General features: G+C 72.0%; 17 protein-coding genes. 12 read left to right on the top strand and 5 right to left on the bottom strand.

What is annotated here, in order from left to right; translation table 11 throughout:
* The first annotated feature begins 87 nt into the window (after positions 1-87).
* Together AB5J73_RS22550 and AB5J73_RS22555 are read left to right on the top strand one after the other, a co-directional pair.
* On the top strand, positions 88-1,068 hold the full coding sequence (locus tag AB5J73_RS22550; RefSeq protein ID WP_370971949.1) for a tyrosine recombinase XerC: 981 nt from the start codon (positions 88-90) through the stop codon (positions 1,066-1,068).
* A 109-nt stretch (positions 1,069-1,177) separates the two neighbouring features.
* Positions 1,178-2,026 carry a FliA/WhiG family RNA polymerase sigma factor gene (locus AB5J73_RS22555; RefSeq protein WP_160697626.1) on the top strand — a complete coding sequence of 283 codons (849 nt, stop codon included), beginning with the start codon at positions 1,178-1,180 and terminating at the stop codon, positions 2,024-2,026.
* Here the strand turns inward: AB5J73_RS22555 and AB5J73_RS22560 are convergent, their stop codons facing one another.
* Entirely contained in the window at positions 2,027-2,485 is a 459-nt protein-coding gene (locus tag AB5J73_RS22560; RefSeq protein ID WP_370973286.1) for a M23 family metallopeptidase, read from the bottom strand.
* A 1,321-nt stretch (positions 2,486-3,806) separates the two neighbouring features.
* On the opposite strand from AB5J73_RS22560, the gene rpsB reads away from it, so the two are divergent.
* From rpsB to AB5J73_RS22590, 6 genes are all read left to right on the top strand, one after another.
* Entirely contained in the window at positions 3,807-4,667 is an 861-nt protein-coding gene (rpsB, locus tag AB5J73_RS22565; RefSeq protein WP_370971951.1) for a 30S ribosomal protein S2, read from the top strand.
* 91 nt (positions 4,668-4,758) lie between these two features.
* A complete protein-coding gene (tsf, locus tag AB5J73_RS22570; protein ID WP_370971953.1) occupies positions 4,759-5,574 on the top strand; it encodes a translation elongation factor Ts in 816 nt (271 codons plus the stop codon).
* 117 nt (positions 5,575-5,691) lie between these two features.
* The gene (pyrH, locus tag AB5J73_RS22575) at positions 5,692-6,435 is read left to right on the top strand and encodes a UMP kinase (RefSeq protein WP_072480944.1); all 744 of its coding nucleotides are present in this window, start codon (positions 5,692-5,694) and stop codon (positions 6,433-6,435) included.
* 48 nt (positions 6,436-6,483) lie between these two features.
* Positions 6,484-7,041, top strand: a complete 558-nt coding sequence (gene frr / locus AB5J73_RS22580) for a ribosome recycling factor (protein ID WP_086855890.1) — start codon at positions 6,484-6,486, stop codon at positions 7,039-7,041.
* Positions 7,042-7,391: 350 nt separating this feature from the next.
* On the top strand, positions 7,392-8,279 hold the full coding sequence (locus tag AB5J73_RS22585) for a phosphatidate cytidylyltransferase (RefSeq protein ID WP_370973288.1): 888 nt from the start codon (positions 7,392-7,394) through the stop codon (positions 8,277-8,279).
* Positions 8,280-8,360: 81 nt separating this feature from the next.
* Positions 8,361-9,677, top strand: a complete 1,317-nt coding sequence (locus tag AB5J73_RS22590; protein ID WP_370971956.1) for an MFS transporter — start codon at positions 8,361-8,363, stop codon at positions 9,675-9,677.
* Here AB5J73_RS22590 and AB5J73_RS22595 read toward each other — a convergent pair.
* A complete protein-coding gene (locus AB5J73_RS22595) occupies positions 9,665-10,510 on the bottom strand; it encodes a VOC family protein (RefSeq protein ID WP_370971958.1) in 846 nt (281 codons plus the stop codon). The two genes, AB5J73_RS22590 and AB5J73_RS22595, sit on opposite strands and share 13 nt — an antisense overlap.
* A 113-nt stretch (positions 10,511-10,623) precedes the next feature.
* Between AB5J73_RS22595 and AB5J73_RS22600 the strand changes: the two genes are divergently transcribed.
* Complete coding sequence (locus AB5J73_RS22600; protein WP_370971960.1) at positions 10,624-11,433, top strand: class I SAM-dependent methyltransferase; 810 nt, start codon at positions 10,624-10,626, stop codon at positions 11,431-11,433.
* Here AB5J73_RS22600 and AB5J73_RS22605 read toward each other — a convergent pair.
* Positions 11,373-11,993: a PadR family transcriptional regulator gene (locus AB5J73_RS22605; RefSeq protein WP_370971961.1), complete on the bottom strand. Its 621-nt coding sequence runs from the start codon at positions 11,991-11,993 to the stop codon at positions 11,373-11,375. The two genes, AB5J73_RS22600 and AB5J73_RS22605, sit on opposite strands and share 61 nt — an antisense overlap.
* A 117-nt stretch (positions 11,994-12,110) precedes the next feature.
* Between AB5J73_RS22605 and AB5J73_RS22610 the strand changes: the two genes are divergently transcribed.
* Together AB5J73_RS22610 and AB5J73_RS22615 are read left to right on the top strand one after the other, a co-directional pair.
* The gene (locus AB5J73_RS22610) at positions 12,111-12,596 is read left to right on the top strand and encodes an Lrp/AsnC family transcriptional regulator (protein WP_370971963.1); all 486 of its coding nucleotides are present in this window, start codon (positions 12,111-12,113) and stop codon (positions 12,594-12,596) included.
* A gap of 106 nt (positions 12,597-12,702) precedes the next feature.
* On the top strand, positions 12,703-15,006 hold the full coding sequence (locus tag AB5J73_RS22615) for a pyruvate dehydrogenase (RefSeq protein ID WP_370971965.1): 2,304 nt from the start codon (positions 12,703-12,705) through the stop codon (positions 15,004-15,006).
* Here the strand turns inward: AB5J73_RS22615 and AB5J73_RS22620 are convergent.
* Complete coding sequence (locus AB5J73_RS22620) at positions 15,003-15,599, bottom strand: hypothetical protein (RefSeq protein ID WP_370971967.1); 597 nt, start codon at positions 15,597-15,599, stop codon at positions 15,003-15,005. The genes AB5J73_RS22615 and AB5J73_RS22620 overlap by 4 nt on opposite strands.
* A gap of 80 nt (positions 15,600-15,679) precedes the next feature.
* Positions 15,680-16,612, bottom strand: coding sequence for a hypothetical protein (locus AB5J73_RS22625; protein ID WP_370971969.1), 933 nt, complete (start codon positions 16,610-16,612; stop codon positions 15,680-15,682).
* Between the two features lie 374 nt (positions 16,613-16,986).
* Here AB5J73_RS22625 and AB5J73_RS22630 point away from each other — a divergent pair, with 374 nt between their 5' ends.
* The gene (locus tag AB5J73_RS22630) at positions 16,987-17,706 is read left to right on the top strand and encodes a BTAD domain-containing putative transcriptional regulator (RefSeq protein ID WP_370971971.1); all 720 of its coding nucleotides are present in this window, start codon (positions 16,987-16,989) and stop codon (positions 17,704-17,706) included.
* Positions 17,707-17,713: the final 7 nt, after the last annotated feature.

A 17,713-nucleotide genomic window follows, 5' to 3' on the forward strand; every position in this document is an offset into this window, starting at 1 on the left:
GGAGAAATCGTCGACGGGGTTCGGCCGGTCCGGTGGGCCCGCGTGGCGATCCTTGACCGCGGGCGGTAGTTCGCGCAGCGTGACAGCATGCCGTCACCACGCTCTGGCCGGGCCCGCCGTCCCGACTTGCGCGCGCTCCGGGCCGCGCTGCCCGAGCCCGCCCGGGCCGTCGTCACCGGGTACGAACGGCACCTCGGGCTCGAACGGGGCCTCTCCGCGCACACCGTTCGCGCGTACATCGGCGATGCGGTGTCGCTGCTGGGCTTCGTCGCGGACGGCGGGGGCGGCCTCGCCGACCTCGACCTCGCCCGGCTGCGGGCGTGGCTCGCCGCGCAGCAGTCCGGTGGGGCGAGCCGCACGACGCTCGCGCGGCGGGCCGCCTCGGCCCGGACGTTCACCGCGTGGGCGCACCGGACCGGTGTCCTGGCCGCCGACCCGGGCGGCCGGCTCGCCGCCCCTCGGGCGCACCGCACCCTGCCCGGAGTGCTGCGTGCCGGGCAGGCGGGGGAGGTCATGCAGGCGTCGGCGGCGGGTGCGGAGCAACGCGATCCGGTCGCACTGCGTGATCGCGCGATCGTCGAGCTGCTCTACGCCACGGGCATCCGCGTGTCCGAGTTGTGCGGTCTGGACGTCGGCGGGGCCGATTTCTCCCGTCGTGTCGTGACGGTGCTCGGCAAGGGCGCGAAGGAGCGCGTGGTCCCGTTCGGCGTGCCGGCAGCGGCGGCGCTGACGGACTGGATCGAGGAGGGGCGGCCGAAGATCGTCGCCGAAAGCGGTGGTGACGGCGCCGAGCCCGCGCTTTTCCTGGGGGTCCGCGGCAAACGCGTCGACCCGCGGGCGGTGCGGCGCGTGGTGCACGACGCCGTCACGGCGGTGCCCGGAGCACTCGACATGGGGCCGCACGGCCTGCGTCATTCCGCCGCGACGCATCTGCTCGAAGGGGGCGCGGATCTCAGGAGCGTTCAGGAACTGCTTGGTCACGCTACGCTTGCCACGACGCAGCTCTACACTCATGTGACCGTCGACCGGTTGAAAGCGATCCATGACCGAGCGCACCCCAGGGCCTGAGGCGGCCCCGGGGGTCTCGCCGGGGTCGTCAGCAGCGGGCCCGGCGGCGCACGCGCATCCGCACGAGCACGGAGACGACACTGAGCCGCATGCCGAGAACGACTGTGCAATGACCGCAGGACCGCACGTGACCGAAGCCGCCGGAGTGACCACTCACGGTGAGGCCGCCGCGCCCGCGGACACCCGGGCCGGCTACGACGTCGACGCCGGGATCGCGGCGCTGTGGCGGCAGTTCGCCGACAGCCCGGACCAGGCGTCGCGCGATCGGCTCGTGCTGCACTACGCCCCGCTGGTCAAGTACGTCGCGGGCCGGGTCGGCACCGGCCTGCCCACCCACGTCGACGTCGGCGACCTCGTGCAGTCGGGCATCTTCGGCCTCGTCGACGCGATCGAGAAGTTCGACCCCGAGCGCGGCCTCCGCTTCGAGACGTACGCGATGCAGCGCATCCGCGGCGCGATCCTCGACGACCTCCGTTCGCAGGACTGGGTGCCGCGCGCGGTCCGCAGCAAGGCCAAGGAGGCCGAGCGCGCGATGGAGCGCCTCGGCGCCCGCCTGCACCGCACCCCGACCGACGCGGAGCTGGCCGCCGAACTCGGCATCGGCCTCGACGACCTGCGCGACTTCTACGGCCAGCTGCAGCTGACCAGCGTCGTCGCGCTGGAGGACCTGGTGGCCGCCGGCAAGGACAGCGGCTCCCTGGTCGACACGCTGCCCGACGACGACGCCGTCGACCCGGTCGCGGTGCTCGTCGACCAGGACAACCGCCGCCAGCTCGCGCAGGCCATCGCGCAGCTCACGGAGCGGGACAAGATCGTCGTCAGCCTCTACTACTTCGAGAGCCTGACCCTCGCCGAGATCGGCAAGGTCCTCGGCGTCACCGAGTCGCGGGTCAGCCAGCTGCACACCCGGGCCGTCATGCGCCTGCGCGCGAAGCTCGTCGAGCAGACCGGCACCTGATCACGCACCGCCTCCCCACGCCTTGAGCCGGTATTCGCCCACCTCGCCGGTCAGGGCCAGCGGATCGACGTACTCGTCGCCCCGCCGCACGCCCCAGTGCAGGCAGGCCGCCACCAGGCACCCGGGGTGCCCGGCGAGGACGGTCCCGAGCACCTGCCCCCGGTACACCTGCTCGCCCACGGCCACCTTCGGCAGGACGGGCTCATAGGTTGTGCGCAGCCCACCGTCGTGGTCGACGGACAGGACGGTCCGCCCGCCCACCGGCCCGACGAACACGACGACCCCCGCATCGGCCGCGAGCACCTCCTGCCCGGGCACGGCGGCCAGGTCGACCCCGCGATGGCCGGCGCCGTAGGGCGTCTCGGGGGCGTCGAAGTACTTGGTCACCACCGGAACGGGTGACAACGGCCAGGACAGCCGCGGCTGCCGCACATCCCGCGCCGCCCCGGGGCCCGCCAGGAGCGCAGTTGCCCAGGAGGGTGCTGCTCGCCCGGCCGGCGAGCCCGCGGTCGAGAGGACAGACTGCCGGAACGCCGCCGCCGACCCGAGCAGCCGAGGCGCGGGCAGCAAGTCCGGCCACGCCCCTGCCGAGGCGAGCAGCTGCCACGACCTTGGCGGCCCGGCGCGCACCGAAAGCGGCTGCGACGCTGGCGGCGAGGCGCGCAGCAAGGGCGGTCCAGGTTCCGACCGCGAGGCGAGCAGTGGTTGCGATGCCGGTGGCGAGGCGCGCACCAAGGGCGGTCCAGGTTCCGACCGCGAGGCGAGCAGTGGTTGCGATGCCGGTGGCGAGGCGCGCACCAAGGGCGGTCCAGGTTCCGACCGCGAGGCGAGCAGTGGTTGCGATGCCGGTGGCGAGGCGCGCACCAAGGGCGGCCCAGGTTCCGACCGCGAGGCGAGCAGTGGTTGCGATGCCGGTGGCGAGGCGCGCACCAAGGGCGGCCCAGGTTCCGACCGCGAGGCGAGCAGTGGTTGCGATGCCGGTGGCGAGGCGCGCACCAAGGGCGGCCCAGGTTCCGACCGCGAGGCGAGCAGCAGCTGCGACGCTGGCGGCGAGGCGCGCACCAAAGGCGGCCCAGGCTCCGACCGCGAGGCGAGCAGCGGTGGCGGCCGAGACCCCACAGGCGGGGCCGGCAGGGGAGGCGGCCACAGCCCAGCCGGCGGCGCGGGCAAGGACAACGGCGACGTCGGCGGCACCCCCGCATCGACGCCCCGCCCACCAGCTATCCCCAGCTCCACCGCCCCCGCGGCCGAGGACGCGACCGCCGTCTCGGGTCTCTCCGAAACCGGATCCCGGGCAGGCGCCATCGCCGTCCCGACCCCACCTCCCAACCCCACGCAAACCGCCACTACCAGCACGAACACCACTCCGAACCAGCCCGGCACCCACCGCCGGGAACGCATGATCGACTCCATGCCTCCAGCCTGCGGCACCCGACGGCCCCGTGGGGGAGCGCCGGCGAATCTGTGGATAACCGGACCCCATGTGGACAACTCCGCCGTCCAATCGCCGCCGGTGGGGGGTGGGGTGGTGGGAGGGGGTAGAATCTTTTGCGCGGTCCGTGTGAGCGGACTGACTTCGCGTGCACGTGCGCGTTCCCCTCGATTTTCCACGCGGGGGAGACGCACGGGGTCCGGCGGTCCCTGGGGTTCCTCATCACCTCGGGGTCCGGACGCCGCCACGGGCACCAGGGCGAACGGCCACCCGGCCGGGAGCGACAAAACCGAGCAGCGCGCCGATCAACACCGGCGCGCACTACACAGAAGAGGTGTGATTCCGGCAATGGCCGTCGTCACCATGAAGCAGCTGCTCGACAGCGGCGTGCACTTCGGGCACCAGACCCGCCGGTGGAACCCGAAGATGAAGCGCTACATCTTCACCGAGCGCAACGGCATCTACATCATCGACCTGCAGCAGACGCTGACCTACATCGACCGCGCGTTCGAGTTCATCAAGGAAACCGTCGCGCACGGTGGCACGATCATGTTCGTCGGCACCAAGAAGCAGGCTCAGGAAGCCATCGCGGCCGAAGCCTCGCGCGTGGGCATGCCCTACGTGAACCAGCGCTGGCTCGGCGGCATGCTGACCAACTTCCAGACGGTGCACAAGCGTCTTCTCCGCCTGAAGGAGCTCGAGTCGCGGGAGCAGACCGGCGGCTTCGAGGGTCTCACCAAGCGCGAGATCCTGACGCTGACCCGCGAGAAGGACAAGCTCGAGAAGACCCTCGGCGGTATCCGCGACATGGCCAAGGTGCCGAGCATCGTGTGGATCGTCGACACGAAGAAGGAGCACATCGCCGTCGGCGAGGCTCGCAAGCTGAACATCCCGGTCGTCGCGATCCTGGACACCAACTGCGACCCGGACGAGGTCGACTACCCGATCCCGGGCAACGACGACGCGATCCGCTCGGCCGCGCTGCTGACCAAGGTCGTCGCCGAGGCCGCGGCCGCCGGTCTGATGGCGCGTTCCAGCCGCAACGGTGCGTCGGCCGACGCGAAGCCGGAGCCGGGTGTCGCCACGGACGAGCCGCTGGCCGAGTGGGAGAAGGAGCTGCTCGCCGGCTCCGAGACCGCCGCCGCCGACGCGACCGAGGCCGCTGCCGCGACCGAAGCCGCCACCGAGCAGGCGACCGCCTCCTCCTGATGTTCACCCGCCCGTGCGGCCGGTTCCGGCCGGCCGCACGGGCGCAGCACCCTCCAAGGCTTACGTACCTGAAAAGGACGGATTTACCAGAATGGCGAACTACACCGCCGCTGACGTGAAGCGCCTGCGCGAGCTGACCGGCGCGGGCATGATGGACTGCAAGAAGGCCCTGGAAGAGAACGGCGGCGACTTCGACAAGGCCGTCGAGTTCCTCCGCATCAAGGGTGCCAAGGACGTCGGCAAGCGCGCCGAGCGCGCCACCGCCGAGGGCCTGGTCACCGGCGACGGCGGCGTCCTGATCGAGCTCGACTCCGAGACCGACTTCGTCGCCAAGAACGCCGACTTCCAGGCGCTGGCCGCGAAGATCGTCGAGGTCGCGAAGACCCTCAAGACTTCCGACGTCGAGGCGCTCAAGGCCGCCGAGCTCGACGGCAAGACCGTCAGCGAGGTCGTCCAGGAGCTGTCGGCCCGCATCGGCGAGAAGCTCGAGCTGCGCCGCGTCGTGGCCTTCGAGGGCCAGACCGCGACCTACCTGCACCGCCGCGGTTCCGACCTGCCGCCGGCCGTCGGCGTGCTCGTCGAGTTCACCGGTGACGACGCCGAGGCCGCTCGCGGCGCCGCCATGCAGGTCGCCGCGCTGCGCGCGAAGTACCTGACCCGCGACGAGGTGCCGGCCGAGATCGTCGAGAACGAGCGCTCGATCGCGGAGAAGACCGCTCGCGAAGAGGGCAAGCCGGAGCAGGCCATGCCGAAGATCATCGAGGGCAAGGTCAACGCCTACTACAAGGACAACGTCCTGCTCGAGCAGCCGTCGGTCAAGGACAACAAGAAGACCGTCAAGGCCCTGCTCGACGAGGCCGGCGTGACGCTGACCAAGTTCGCGCGGTTCGAGGTCGGCCAGGCCTGACCCCAGGCCAGGGCGTAGGTTTCACACCCACAGTGCCCCGTCTCCGTCCATCGGGGACGGGGCACTGTCGGGTCCAGAAAAGAAAATGACGGTCGAGGGGCCTAGGAGGCGACATAGATGGGTGACCGGGTCGAAGGTGGCTACCGGCGGGTGCTGCTGAAACTGGGCGGCGAAATGTTCGGCGGTGGTTCGATCGGCGTCGATCCGGATGTCGTCCACTCGGTCGCGCAGCAGATCGCCGACGTCGCCCGCACCGGCGTCCAGGTCGCGGTCGTGATCGGTGGCGGCAACTACTTCCGCGGCGCCGAACTCTCGCAGCGCGGCATGGACCGCGACCGCGCCGACTACATGGCGATGCTGGGCACGGTGATGAACTGCCTGGCGCTGCAGGACTTCCTGGAGAAGGAGGGCCTGCCCACCCGCGTGCAGACCGCCATCACGATGGGCCAGGTCGCCGAGCCCTACATCCCGCGCCGCGCCGAGCGGCACCTGGAGAAGGGCCGCGTCGTGATCTTCGGCGCCGGGGTCGGCATGCCGTACTTCTCCACCGACACCGCGGCCGCGCAGCGGGCGCTGGAGCTGGGCTGCGAAGCCGTGCTGATGGCGAAGGCCGTCGACGGCGTCTACACCGCGGACCCGAAGAGCGACCCGACCGCCGAGATGTTCCGCGAGATCACCCACCGCGAGGTGCTGGAGCGGGACCTCAAGGTCGCCGACGCGACGGCGTTCAGCCTCTGCATGGACAACAACATGCCGATCATCGTGTTCAACCTGCTCACCGAGGGGAACATCGCCCGCGCGGTGAGTGGTGAAAGAATCGGCACGTTGGTCAGCACCCCCGCCGACGGGGTGCCGGCCTAGACCTGCTGGGATCAGCAAGCGCCACCCATCACAACAACGGGAGTAGCCGTGATCGACGAGACCCTCCTCGATGCCGAGGAGAAGATGGAAAAAGCGGTGTCCGTCGCCAAGGACGAGCTGACGTCGGTACGCACCGGGCGGGCTTCCTCGACGATGTTCGCGCGGATCGTCGTCGAGTACTACGGCTCGCCGACCCCGCTGAACCAGCTGGCGAGCGTGAACGTGCCGGAAGCCCGGATGGCGCTCATCAAGCCCTACGACCAGACGCAGCTCGGCGCGATCGAGAAGGCGATCCGGGAGTCGGACCTCGGCGTCAACCCGAGCAACGACGGGCAGGTCATCCGCATCGTCATCCCGCAGCTCACCGAGGAGCGGCGCAAGGAGATGGTGAAGGTCGCCAAGGGCAAGGGCGAGGACGCCCGGGTGTCGATCCGCAGCATCCGCCGCAAGGCCAAGGACGAACTGGACCGCATCGCCAAGGACGGCGAGGCCGGCGAGGACGACGTCGCGCGCGCGGAGAAGGAACTGCAGAACCTGACCGACACCTACGTGCACAAGGTCGACGAGCTGGTCAAGCACAAGGAAGCCGAGCTGCTCGAGGTCTGATGGCACAGGTGAGCGAGGAACGCGAGGACCGGGTGGACGCCACCGGAGAACACCCGGCGGCCGCGCCCGGGACGCCGGCGCCGGCACAAGCCGGCACCCCGGCCGCGCCGGAGTTCCCGGGGACCGGCACGACGGCGGAGACGCCGGTCGTACCGGAGACCTCGGGAACGGCGGCCTCGGCAGCCGGCAGCGCGGCTTCGGGACCCGGTAAGGCGGCCCGATCGGCGGCTTCGGCGACCTCGGAAGCCGGCAACGCCGCGGCTTCGGGGCCCGGCAGTGCGGCCCGGTCGGCTTCGGCGACCTCGGAAGCCGGCAGCGCCGCGGCTGCGGGAACCGGTGAAGCGGCCCGGCTGTCGGCCGCCGGTACCGCGGCGGCGGAGACGCCGGCCCCCGGGACCGACGCCGCGCCGGAGGCCAAGAAGGCTTCCAAGGCCGGTCGGAACCTGCCCGCGGCCATCGGGGTCGGGTTGCTGCTCGGGGCCGCGATCATCGTTTCCCTGCTCACCGTGCGCTTCCTGTTCATCGGGATCATCGCGATCGCGATCGCGGCCGGCACCTTCGAATTCGCCGGGGTGCTGCGCCGGGTCGCCGACACCAAGGTCGCGATGATCCCGGTGCTTGTCGGCGGGCAGGCGATGATCTGGCTCGCCTGGCCGTTCGGCCGCGAAGGCGCGCTCACCGCGTTCGTCCTCACCGTGCTCGCCTGCCTGCTGTGGCGGCTGCCCGGCGGCGCGAAGGGCTACCTGCGCGACATCAGCGCGTCCGTGTTCGCCGCCGCCTACCTGCCACTCTTCGGGGCGTTCGCGGCCATGCTCGTGCCGCCGTCGGACGGCGTCGGGCGCGTTCTCACCTTCCTGATCGGGGTCGTCGCCTCGGACACCGGTGGCTACATCGCCGGCGTGCTCGGGGGCAAGCACCCGATGGCGCCCACCATCAGCCCGAAGAAGACCTGGGAAGGCTTCGGGGGTTCGCTGGTCGGCGGCGTCGTCGCCGGGGCGCTGACGCTGAGCCTGCTGCTCGACGGCCACGTCTGGCAGGGCGTGATCTTCGGTGTCGCCATCGTGCTCACCGCGACCCTGGGCGACCTCGTCGAGTCGCTGATCAAGCGCGACCTCGGCGTCAAGGACATGGGCACCCTGCTGCCCGGCCACGGCGGCATCATGGACCGCCTCGACTCGCTGCTGCCCTCGGCCGTGGTGTCCTGGCTGCTGCTCTCGGCGTTCGTCCCGCTCGGCTGACCTGCGGTGGGAGCTTCCGGCTCGCACGCCGGAGGCAATGGTTCGTGGACGGCCGAAGCTTCCGCGGGTTTGACTCGGGACATGGTCACCGAAACCCGCGCCCGGCTCGCGCTCTCCGCCGTCTGCCTGGGCTTCCTGATGATCACGCTCGACGCGACCATCGTGAACCTGGCGCTGCCCGCGATCGGCGCCGAGTTCGGGGAGCCGTCGACGGCCGCGCTGCAGTGGGTCGTCGACGCCTACACCGTCACCCTCGCCGCGTTCCTGCTCACCTGGGGCGCCGCCGGGGACCGGTGGGGTTCGCGACGCGTCTTCGAAGCGGGCGTCGGCGTCTTCGTCGTCGCGAGCGTCGGCTGCGCGCTCGCCGGTGACGCCGGCTGGCTGATCGCCGCGCGGGCCGTGCAGGGTGCCGGGGCCGCCGCGTTGCTGCCGTCGTCGCTCGCCTTGATCGTCCACCAGTTCCCGGACGCGCGGGAGCGGGCCCACGCGCTCGGCGTCTGGGGCGGCATGAGCGGGGCCGGGCTCGCCGCCGGGCCGGTGCTCGGTGGGCTCGCCGTCGGCCTCGCCGACTGGCGCCTGGTCTTCGCCGTCAACGTCCCGGTCGGGATCCTCGCGATCGTCCTGACGCGGCGGGCGGTCACGGAACCGCCGCGGCGGGAGACGCACCTCGACTTCGCCGGGCAGGTCGCCGGCACGGTGTCGCTGGCCGCCTTCGTCGCCGGGTTCATCGAAGCCGGGCACGCGGGCTGGACCGCGCCCGCGACCCTCGCGCTGCTCGCCGGGGGAGTGGCGGCCGGTGCGGTGTTCGCGGCCGTGGAGAAGCGGGTCGTGGCGCCCGTGCTGCCGCTGGGCATCCTGAAGATCCGGAACTTCGCGGTGGCCACGGGGATCGGCGGCCTGTTCAACTTCTGCCTCTACGGCACCCTCTTCAGCCTGGCGCTGTACCTGCAGCGCGCGTGGTCGCTCGGGGCGCTCGCCGCCGGGCTCGCGCTGGTGCCGCTGACCGCGGTGGTCGGGCTTAATGCCTTCTTCAGCGGACGCCTCACCGGGCGGTCCGGCCCGCGCGGGCCGATGGTCGCGGGCGCGGTGGCCGGGCTCGCCGGCTCGGCCGGTTTCGCGCTGCTGCCCGCGGACCGCGCGCTGGTGGCGTTCGCCGCGGTCTCGGTCGTCTTCGGCTGCTGTTCCCTCGCCATGCCCGCGATGACGTCGCTGGCGATGAACGCCTTGCCGGGCCGGGCCGGGCTGGCCGCGGGCGTGCTCAACGCGTCGCGCCAGACCGGGGGAGCGATCGGGGTCGCGCTCGTCGGCGCGCTGGCCCCGGCCGCCGGGATGTGGCTGGTGGCGGCCGGGTACGCGCTGGTCGCGGGGCTGGCGTTCGCCGGTTGTCAGTCGTCGTAGGGGTCGTCGACCTCGGCGCGGCCCCAGTCTTCGGAGACGCGCGAGTGGTCGATCACGGCGAAGACGGCGCCCTCGGGGTCGGCGAGGATCGACATCCGGCCGAACGGCGTGTCGTACGGCTGGATCACGACGGTGCCGCCGTGCATGAGTGCCTCGCCCGCCACCGCGTCGGCGCCGCGGGCCGGGTCGATGTCGAAGTAGACGAGCCAGTGCGGCGGGGTGTCGAGGCTGTACTCCGACCCCATCACGTACCGGTACAGCACCGGCTCGTGCTCGATGAGCCATTCGACGTAGTCGAGGGACTCGCCGTCGCCGATCTGGTGGCTGCCGTAGGTGAAGAGCTTGGTGTAGAAGTGGTCCGCCGCGACGCCGTCGTGGGTGTTGAGGTCCGCGCCGCTGAAGGTGTTGGGGATCCCGGTGACGAACTCCCAGTCCGGCGGCACCTCCCAGAACACCACCGGCGCGCCGCACGCGTCGAAGGCGTGCAGGATCGTGCCGCGCTGCGGGATCGGCATCGGCCCGAGCGTCAGCCGCCCGCCGAGGTGCTCGACCCACTCCGCCGCGCTCGCGGTGTGCGGCACGGAAAGGTGCGGCATCCAGCCCAGCGGCGCGCCCTGCGCGGCGCGGTAGAGGCCGCCGACGGGGAGGTTGTTCATCGTCGCGATGGCGTACCGGCCGTCGGACGTCGCCGGATCCCGTTGAGTGGTGTACTCCCAGCCGAAGAGGGCGCCGTAGAATCTTTCCGCCACGGCCTGCTCGCGGCAGGCCAGCTCGATCCAGCACGGAATTCCGGCCGGGACCGGGGACGGGGTACTGGACGGGCCGAATGCCATGGGTGCTCCTCCCGATACCCACCGGATTCTAGGCGTGATCCGTGAGGTTTCCGCCAAGAATTCGCCACCGGGAGAGCACGGGACGGCGACGAGGACCCGGAAGGAGCAGCGGGGTGCGGTGGTCGTCCCGGCGCGCGGAGGTCGTGCCGAGCCCCAACATCTGGTACTACCAGGCCGCATACGAGCGGGAGAACCGCGCGCAGGACAGCGGCGGCGAGATCTGGCGCGTGCTGCGCGAGGAGTGCGACTGGACCGGCCGGGACGTGCTGGACGTCGGCTGCGGTGACGGCTTCCACTTGCCGGTCTTCGCCCGCGACGCGCGGTCGGTGCTCGGCGTCGAGCCGCACGAGCCGTTGGTGCGAAGCGCGCTGAAGCGCGTGAAGGGACTGTCGAACGTGGACGTCCGGATGGGCCGCGCCCAGCGGCTGCCGGTCCGCAGCGCGAGCGTCGACGTCGTGCACGCGCGCACGGCGTACTTCTTCGGGCCGGGGTGCGAACCCGGGCTGGCCGAAGCCGACCGGGTCCTGCGGCCGGGCGGGCGGATCCTGATCGTCGACCTCGACGTGACCAGTGAGCCCTACGGCGGCTGGATGCGCGCCGATCTGCCGCACTACGACCCGGTCGCGGTCGAGCGGTTCTTCGCCCGCGCCGGGTTCGGCCTACGCCGGGTCGCCACGGAATGGCGGTTCGGCACCGCCGCCGACCTCGAAGCGGTGCTGAAGATCGAGTTCAGCAAGCCCGTCGCCGAACAGGCGATCGCGGAGTCCTTGCAGCGTAACGGGAATCGCGGCGAAGACCTGACGTTGCCGGTGGGCTACCGCGTGCACACGCGGAGCAAGCCCACCGGCCTCGTCCTGCCAGGTCACTCGGCTGCTTCTTCGGGAGCCGAGGACTCGTCCTCGTCTTCGCCCAAGATGCCGTAGAGCGAGCGCCGGGCGTCGTTGAGCACCTCGGCCGCGCGGGCCTGCTGGCTCTCGGTGCCCGCGCGCATGATCTGCACGACGGCGGCGGCCAGGTTCTTGCCCGCCTTGGCGAGCCCGACCTCGGTCGGGTCGACGTCCTGCGCGATCTGCTCCCACGGCGGGGTGCTGTCCTGCTCTTCCGCGGCGGTGCGGCCGGCGTCGGTCAGCTCGAAGAGCTTCTTGCCGTGCTCGTCCTTGCTGACGACCAGGCCTTCGTCGGCCAGCAGCTGCAGCGTCGGGTAGACCGAGCCGGGGCTCGGCCGCCAGAAGCCGCCGGAGCGTTCGCCGATCTCGCGGATGATCTCGTAGCCGTGCCGGGGCTGCTCGGCGAGCAGCGCCAGTATCGCGGCGCGGACGTCACCGCGGCGGCTGCGCCGTCCGCCGTGACCCCGCCGGCCCGGTCCGTGGCCGCGACCGCGTCCACCGGGGCCGAAACCCGGGGGGAACTCGCCGAAACCACCGAAGGGCCCGAAAGGGGTGCGCCCGCGCTCGTGGGCGAAGGGGTGTCGTTGCCTACGCATGTCTGTGTTCCTTTCTCGAACTGTTGCGACTGCTTCACGATATATCGGAAACGGTCGGATGACAACCTGCTCGCGGTGACCCCGCTCACGTCCGCGTCCGGGTGGGAAGATCGGCGCGTGCCGGAAACCATCGACGAGATCGACGCGCGGCTGCTCCAGGCGCTGGGGGAGGACCCCCGGTCCACCGCGGTCGCGCTGGCCGAGCGGCTGGGCCTGTCCCGCAACACGGTGCAGGCCCGGCTCGCGCGGCTGGAGCAGCGCGGCGCGCTCCGGTCGTTCGAGCGCCGCATCGACCCCGCGCGGCTGGGCTACCCGCTGCGGGCGTTCGTCAACGCGCAGGTCGACCAGCGGCGGCTCGCCGAGATCGCCGAGGCGCTCGCCGAAATCCCCGAGGTCACCGAGGTGTGCGGGCTGACCGGGGCGAGCGACCTGATGGTGCAGGTCGTCGCCGTCGACGCGGACGACCTCTACCGGATCGCCGGGCGCGTCCTCGCCTCGCCCGGCGTCGAGCGGACGAACATCTCGCTCGTCATGCGCGAGCTCGTCCCCTACCGCCTGACGCCCCTGCTGGAGCGCGTGCATTCTGCGCACCCGGAGGCCTGAGCCGTCCGGTTCCGGGGTGCATTCTGCTCAGCCGGATCGGCATCGGTTGTGCGAAGCGTCCACCAGTGCTGTTCTGGGGGTGCTTCCTGCACGAAAGGTGTCGACGATGACTCAGGCCACCCCGGCGGCTCAGGCGACGGGCACGCTCGCCTCGATCGAGCAGCGGGTGCTGTGGCTCGCCACGGCGATCGTGCACCAGGCCAACCGGGTCCGGCCGAACCCGTCCGGGCTGAAGGTCGGCGGGCACCAGGCGTCGTGCGCGTCGCTGGTGTCGATCATGACTTCGCTGTGGTTCCGGCACCTGCGGCCCGAGGACCGCGTCTCGGTGAAGCCGCACGCGTCGCCGGTGCTCCACGCGATCAACTACCTGCTCGGCGAGCTGGACGAGGCCTACCTGCCGACGCTGCGCGAGTTCGGCGGCCTGCAGAGCTACCCGAGCCGTGCCAAGGACCCCGACCCGGTCGACTACTCGACCGGCTCGGTCGGCATCGGCGCGACCGCCCCGATCTGGGGTGCGCTGGCCCGCCGCTACCTGACCGCCCGCGGCTCGTCGGCCGGCACCGGCCGCCAGTACTCGCTGGTCGGCGACGCCGAACTGGACGAAGGCGCGATCTGGGAGGCCATCCTCGACCCCGGGGTCGCCGAGCTGGGCGAGATCGTCTGGATCGTCGACCTCAACCGGCAGTCGCTCGACCGGGTCGTCCCGAACATCGCGGCCGGGCGGCTGCAGGGCATGTTCGACGCCGCCGGCTGGCAGGTGCTGACGCTGAAGTACGGGCGGCTGCTGGAAGAGCTGTTCACCCGGCCCGGCGGTGCGGAGCTGCGCGCGCGGATCGACGAGATGCCGAACCCGGAGTACCAGCGGCTGCTGCGCTGTGACGCCGCCCAGGTGCGCGACCGGCTGCCGGCGGGGAACGCCGCGCTGGCTTCGCTGGTGGCGTCGCTCGACGACGAGACGCTGCTGGCCGCGATCCGGAACCTCGGCGGCCACGACCTCGGCTCGCTCGACGACGCCTTCGCGTCCATTTCGGACAGCCGGCCGACGGTGATCTTCTGCTACACCGTCAAGGGCCGCGGACTCCCCACGCAGGGGCACCCGCAGAACCATTCGTCGCTGCTCACCGTGGAGCAGATGGAAGAGCTGGCTTCGTCGCTGGGGACCGACCTCGCTTCGCCGTGGGAGGGGTTCGCCGCTGACTCGCCTGAAGCCGCGTTGTGCGCTGAAGTCGCTTCGCGCCTTCGCCGGCAGGACGTTCCTTCGCTGCCTTCGCTGGACCTGCCGTCCGACATCGGGCGGACGCCGTCCGGGACCGCGACGACGCAGGCGGCGCTGGGCCGCGTCCTGCTCGACCTGACCCGCGAAGCACCCGAAGCGGCGAAGCGCGTGGTGACGGTCAGCCCCGACGTCAGCTCGACGACCAACCTCGGCGGCTGGGTCAACAAGGTCGGCGTCTGGTCGGCCACCGAGCGCCGCGACTGGTTCGACGACGACCCCGAAACGATCATGCACTGGCGGGAGAAGCCCACCGGCCAGCACGTCGAGCTGGGCATCGCCGAGACGAACCTGGTCGGCCTGCTGGGCGAGCTCGGCGCCACCTGGAGCCGCTGGGGCGAGCCGCTGCTGCCGATCGGCGTCATGTACGACCCGTTCGTCGAGCGCGCGCTGGAGCCGTGGTCGTTCGGCATCTACGCGGGCGGGCAGTCGATCCTGATCGGCACGCCGTCCGGCGTGACGCTCGCCCCGGAGGGCGGCGCGCACCAGTCGATCACCACGCCGTCGATCGGCATCGAGCAGCCCGGCTGCGTCAGCTACGAACCGGCGTTCGCGATCGACACCGAGTGGACGCTGCTGGCCGCGCTCGGCCGGCTCGGCAAGCCGGGCGGCACGTCGTCGTACTTCCGGCTCTCGACGCGCCCGGTCGACCAGACGCTCGCCGCGGTGCCCGCGGACCCGGCGGCGCGCGAACGCCGTCGCCGCCAGGTCGTGGCGGGCGCGTACCTGCTGCGGCGCGCGGACTCCCCGGCGGTGACGCTGGCGGCGATGGGCGCGCTGGTGCCGGACACCCTGGCGGCGGCCGAGCGGCTGGCCCAGGTCGGCGTCGAGGCCGACGTCGTCTGCGTGACCAGCCCCGGGCTGCTGTTCGAGGCGCTCCAGGCCCGCTCCGGCCGGGGCGGCGGCGAGTCGTGGATCCTCGACCAGGTCTTCCCGGCTTCGCGCGCGAAGCCGCTGGTCACGGTCCTCGACGGGCACCCGCACACGCTGGCGTTCCTCGCCGGGGTCAACCGGGTCCCGTCGGTCGCGCTGGGCGTCACGGGCTTCGGTCAGTCCGGCTCGCTGGCGGACGTGTACCGGTACCACGGCATCGACACCGACGCGATCATCCGGGCCGCGCTGGACGTGACCGCTTAGGCGAAGGTGGCGCCGGCGAGGAGGGTGTCCATCTTCTCGTCCCAGCCGGGGAAGGCCCCGTACTGGACGACGAGGATCTTGCTCGTCGGCAGCCACCACATCCGGACCTGGTTGTTCTGCGTCTCGTCCGTGCAGGTGACCGCCCACCGGCCGTACTCGGCCTTCTTCGGCCCGATCGGCTTGAAGCCGGACTCGAGGAGGTTGCTGCCGGTCGCTTCGGCGGCCTCTCCGGGCGGCGAAGCGGCCGTGATGCACGTCGGCACGTCCGTGCCGGTGTACCAGCCGAAGGGCCGCTTCGCGCTCGGGAGGTTGATCGGCGCGTTCGGGTCCGACGTCGCTTCGCGCAGGTCCAGCAGCCGCGCTTCGCAGACCGTGGTGCCTTCGGCGACGCAGCCGTCGAGCAGGCCGTCCTGGCTGTGCTCGGTGTAGGTCGCGCCCACCGGCAACGTCACGCGCATGGTCCCGACGACCGCTTGCGGCCCCGTGGCCGTCGTCACCGTCGGGACGGGCTGGGCCTGCCCCGCGGTCGATGTGCTGCAGGCCGCGGCGCTCAAGAGCGCCACGAGGACCAGGACGCTGTGCCGGAAGGACACGGGCTCACCTCTTTCGTCGGACCTCGGACGCCCGGGCGGCCCGTCCGGTTTCACCGTAAAGGCCGCCCGGGCGCCCCGGATCAGGCGGCCACCGTCGCGTTCAGCGTGACGTAACCGGCCTGCAGCTGCGCGAACGCCTCGAGCGCGAACTGGGCGAGGTGGTCGACGGTGGCCGCGTTCGCCAGCAGCTGCCGCGTCAGCTCCCGCTGGACCACGGAAACACCCGGCTTCTCCGAGTACACGATGCTGACGGTGGTGCCGCTCAGCGCCGTCACGCCGACCTCGATGCCCGAGTACACCCCGGTCAGCTTCGCGGCGATCTTGGACACGAGGGTCTGGACGGTGATCGCCGTGGCGAACGCCGCGACGATGGTCACGATGGCTTTCGCGTCGACGGAGAGCGACGGCGGCGTCGACCACGCGCCGCCGCTGTAGAGCCGGGCCGCCGAGTCGTCGTCGGTCAGGTCGATCTCGACCGCGTTGGAGCGCGCGGAGCTGAACATCGTGCTGGTGGCGATGTCCTGCTCGAACCAGACCTGCACGCACTCCACCGGGGTCAGCACGTCCGAGCCGGGCACGATGGCGTTCTCGGCGACGTAGATCGGGGTGGTCGACGGGGTGCCGTCGATACCGGTCGAGAAGGCGCACAGGCCGGGGTGGATCGAGCCGTAGTCGTTGACCAGCGTGATGCCGGTCGCCGGGCCGCCCGACGAGGCGGCGCCGAGCACACCGGCGCTGTCGAGCACCGCCTCGTCGCCGAGGCCGATCGGGACCTTGTTCGTCGAGACGCGCACCCCCACGTCACCCTTGAACTCGTTGCTGCCGAACAGCTCGTACAGCGGCTGCCAGGAGAAGGTGTTGTCGGCCAGGTAGCCGTCGGCCGACTGCCACACGACGTTGTAGGTGTCGTTCACCTTCTTCGCGAAGCACAGCTTGTAGCCGTCGTGCTTCAGCTCCTCCAGGTCCGCCGTGTCGATCTGGATGTCGACGCTCTTGCGTTGTCCGTCCGTCATGGTTTCCGCTCCTCGGTTCGTGCCGGGCGGGGCCGGTGCAGCCCCGGGACGAACTGTCCGGGGCCGCCGTCGCGCGGCCGTCGGTCCCGCGTGCCGCGCGCCGTCGGGCGTCACACGATGGGCTAAACCGGGGCGGACCAGTGCCGTTGGGCCATTGGCGACCCGCGGCGCCCGTTCCCCGGGGCGTCCGGCGACGCGCCGTCGCGGCGCGGTCCCGTCCGGGTGACCAGTCAAGCCCGCGCACGACTGAGGGGCGCCGGGGCGGGCGCGGCGGTCCGGACGCGGCGTGAGAGAGCGGGGAGACGCCCCGGAGACACCGCCGGTGCCATGCTCGGAGACCGGTGAACGGCGTCGGCGAAGACGAGGGGACCGCGATGGACGAGGGCGACAGACCCGGCCCGGAACTGGTGCTGCTGGGCCGGTTCGAGCTGGTGGACGGCGGCGGGCGGGTCGCACTGCCACGCGCGGCGCAGCGCCTGCTGGCGTTCCTGGCGGTGCGCGACGGCGCCGCGGTGAACCGCAACGCGGCGGCGGAACGGCTGTGGCCGGAGAGCCGCCGCCAGCGCGCGGCGGCCAACCTGCGCCAGGCGCTCTGGCACGTCCGTCGCTCCACGGCCGCGCCGGTCGTCGAGACCCCGGTCGACCACCTGCGGCTGGCCCCGGCCCTCCCGGTCGACTTCCGCGGCGCCCTCGACGCGGCCCACCACGTCGTCCGCGCTTCGGCCCGCCCGGCGCCGGAGGGGCTCGTCGACGCGCTGTCCCGCGACCTGCTGCCCGACTGGACCGAGGAGTGGCTGGCCCCGGAGCGGCAGCGCTGGGAGCAGGTCCGCCTGCACGCGCTGGAGGCGATCGCCCAGCGCCTGATCACGGCCGGCGCGCACCTGGCCGCGCTGGAGGCGGCGTTCACCGCGATCGGCATCGACCCGGTCCGGGAAAGCGCTCACCGCACGGTGATCGCGGCCCACCTGGCCCAGGGCAACGGCGGCTCGGCGCTGCGGCACTACCAGCACTACCGGGCGTTGCTGCACCGCGAGCTGGGCGTGCGCCCGTCACCGCACATGACGCGGCTCGTCGCGGCGCCGGGGGCGCCGTGAAGCCCGT

It is taken from the genome of Amycolatopsis sp. cg9 (assembly GCF_041346945.1).
Taxonomy (GTDB): domain Bacteria; phylum Actinomycetota; class Actinomycetes; order Mycobacteriales; family Pseudonocardiaceae; genus Amycolatopsis.

Bases quoted from the DNA above. Each gene is read 5' to 3' on its own strand.
- rpsB (WP_370971951.1), top strand. From the start codon at position 3,807: ATGGCCGTCGTCACCATGAAGCAGCTGCTCGACAGCGGCGTGCACTTC.
- AB5J73_RS22605 (WP_370971961.1), bottom strand. From the start codon at position 11,993: ATGCGTAGGCAACGACACCCCTTCGCCCACGAGCGCGGGCGCACCCCT.
- AB5J73_RS22615 (WP_370971965.1), top strand. From the start codon at position 12,703: ATGACTCAGGCCACCCCGGCGGCTCAGGCGACGGGCACGCTCGCCTCG.
- tsf (WP_370971953.1), top strand. From the start codon at position 4,759: ATGGCGAACTACACCGCCGCTGACGTGAAGCGCCTGCGCGAGCTGACC.
- pyrH (WP_072480944.1), top strand. From the start codon at position 5,692: ATGGGTGACCGGGTCGAAGGTGGCTACCGGCGGGTGCTGCTGAAACTG.
- AB5J73_RS22555 (WP_160697626.1), top strand. From the start codon at position 1,178: ATGACCGCAGGACCGCACGTGACCGAAGCCGCCGGAGTGACCACTCAC.
- AB5J73_RS22595 (WP_370971958.1), bottom strand. From the start codon at position 10,510: ATGGCATTCGGCCCGTCCAGTACCCCGTCCCCGGTCCCGGCCGGAATT.
- AB5J73_RS22550 (WP_370971949.1), top strand. From the start codon at position 88: ATGCCGTCACCACGCTCTGGCCGGGCCCGCCGTCCCGACTTGCGCGCG.
- AB5J73_RS22630 (WP_370971971.1), top strand. From the start codon at position 16,987: ATGGACGAGGGCGACAGACCCGGCCCGGAACTGGTGCTGCTGGGCCGG.
- AB5J73_RS22625 (WP_370971969.1), bottom strand. From the start codon at position 16,612: ATGACGGACGGACAACGCAAGAGCGTCGACATCCAGATCGACACGGCG.
- AB5J73_RS22590 (WP_370971956.1), top strand. From the start codon at position 8,361: ATGGTCACCGAAACCCGCGCCCGGCTCGCGCTCTCCGCCGTCTGCCTG.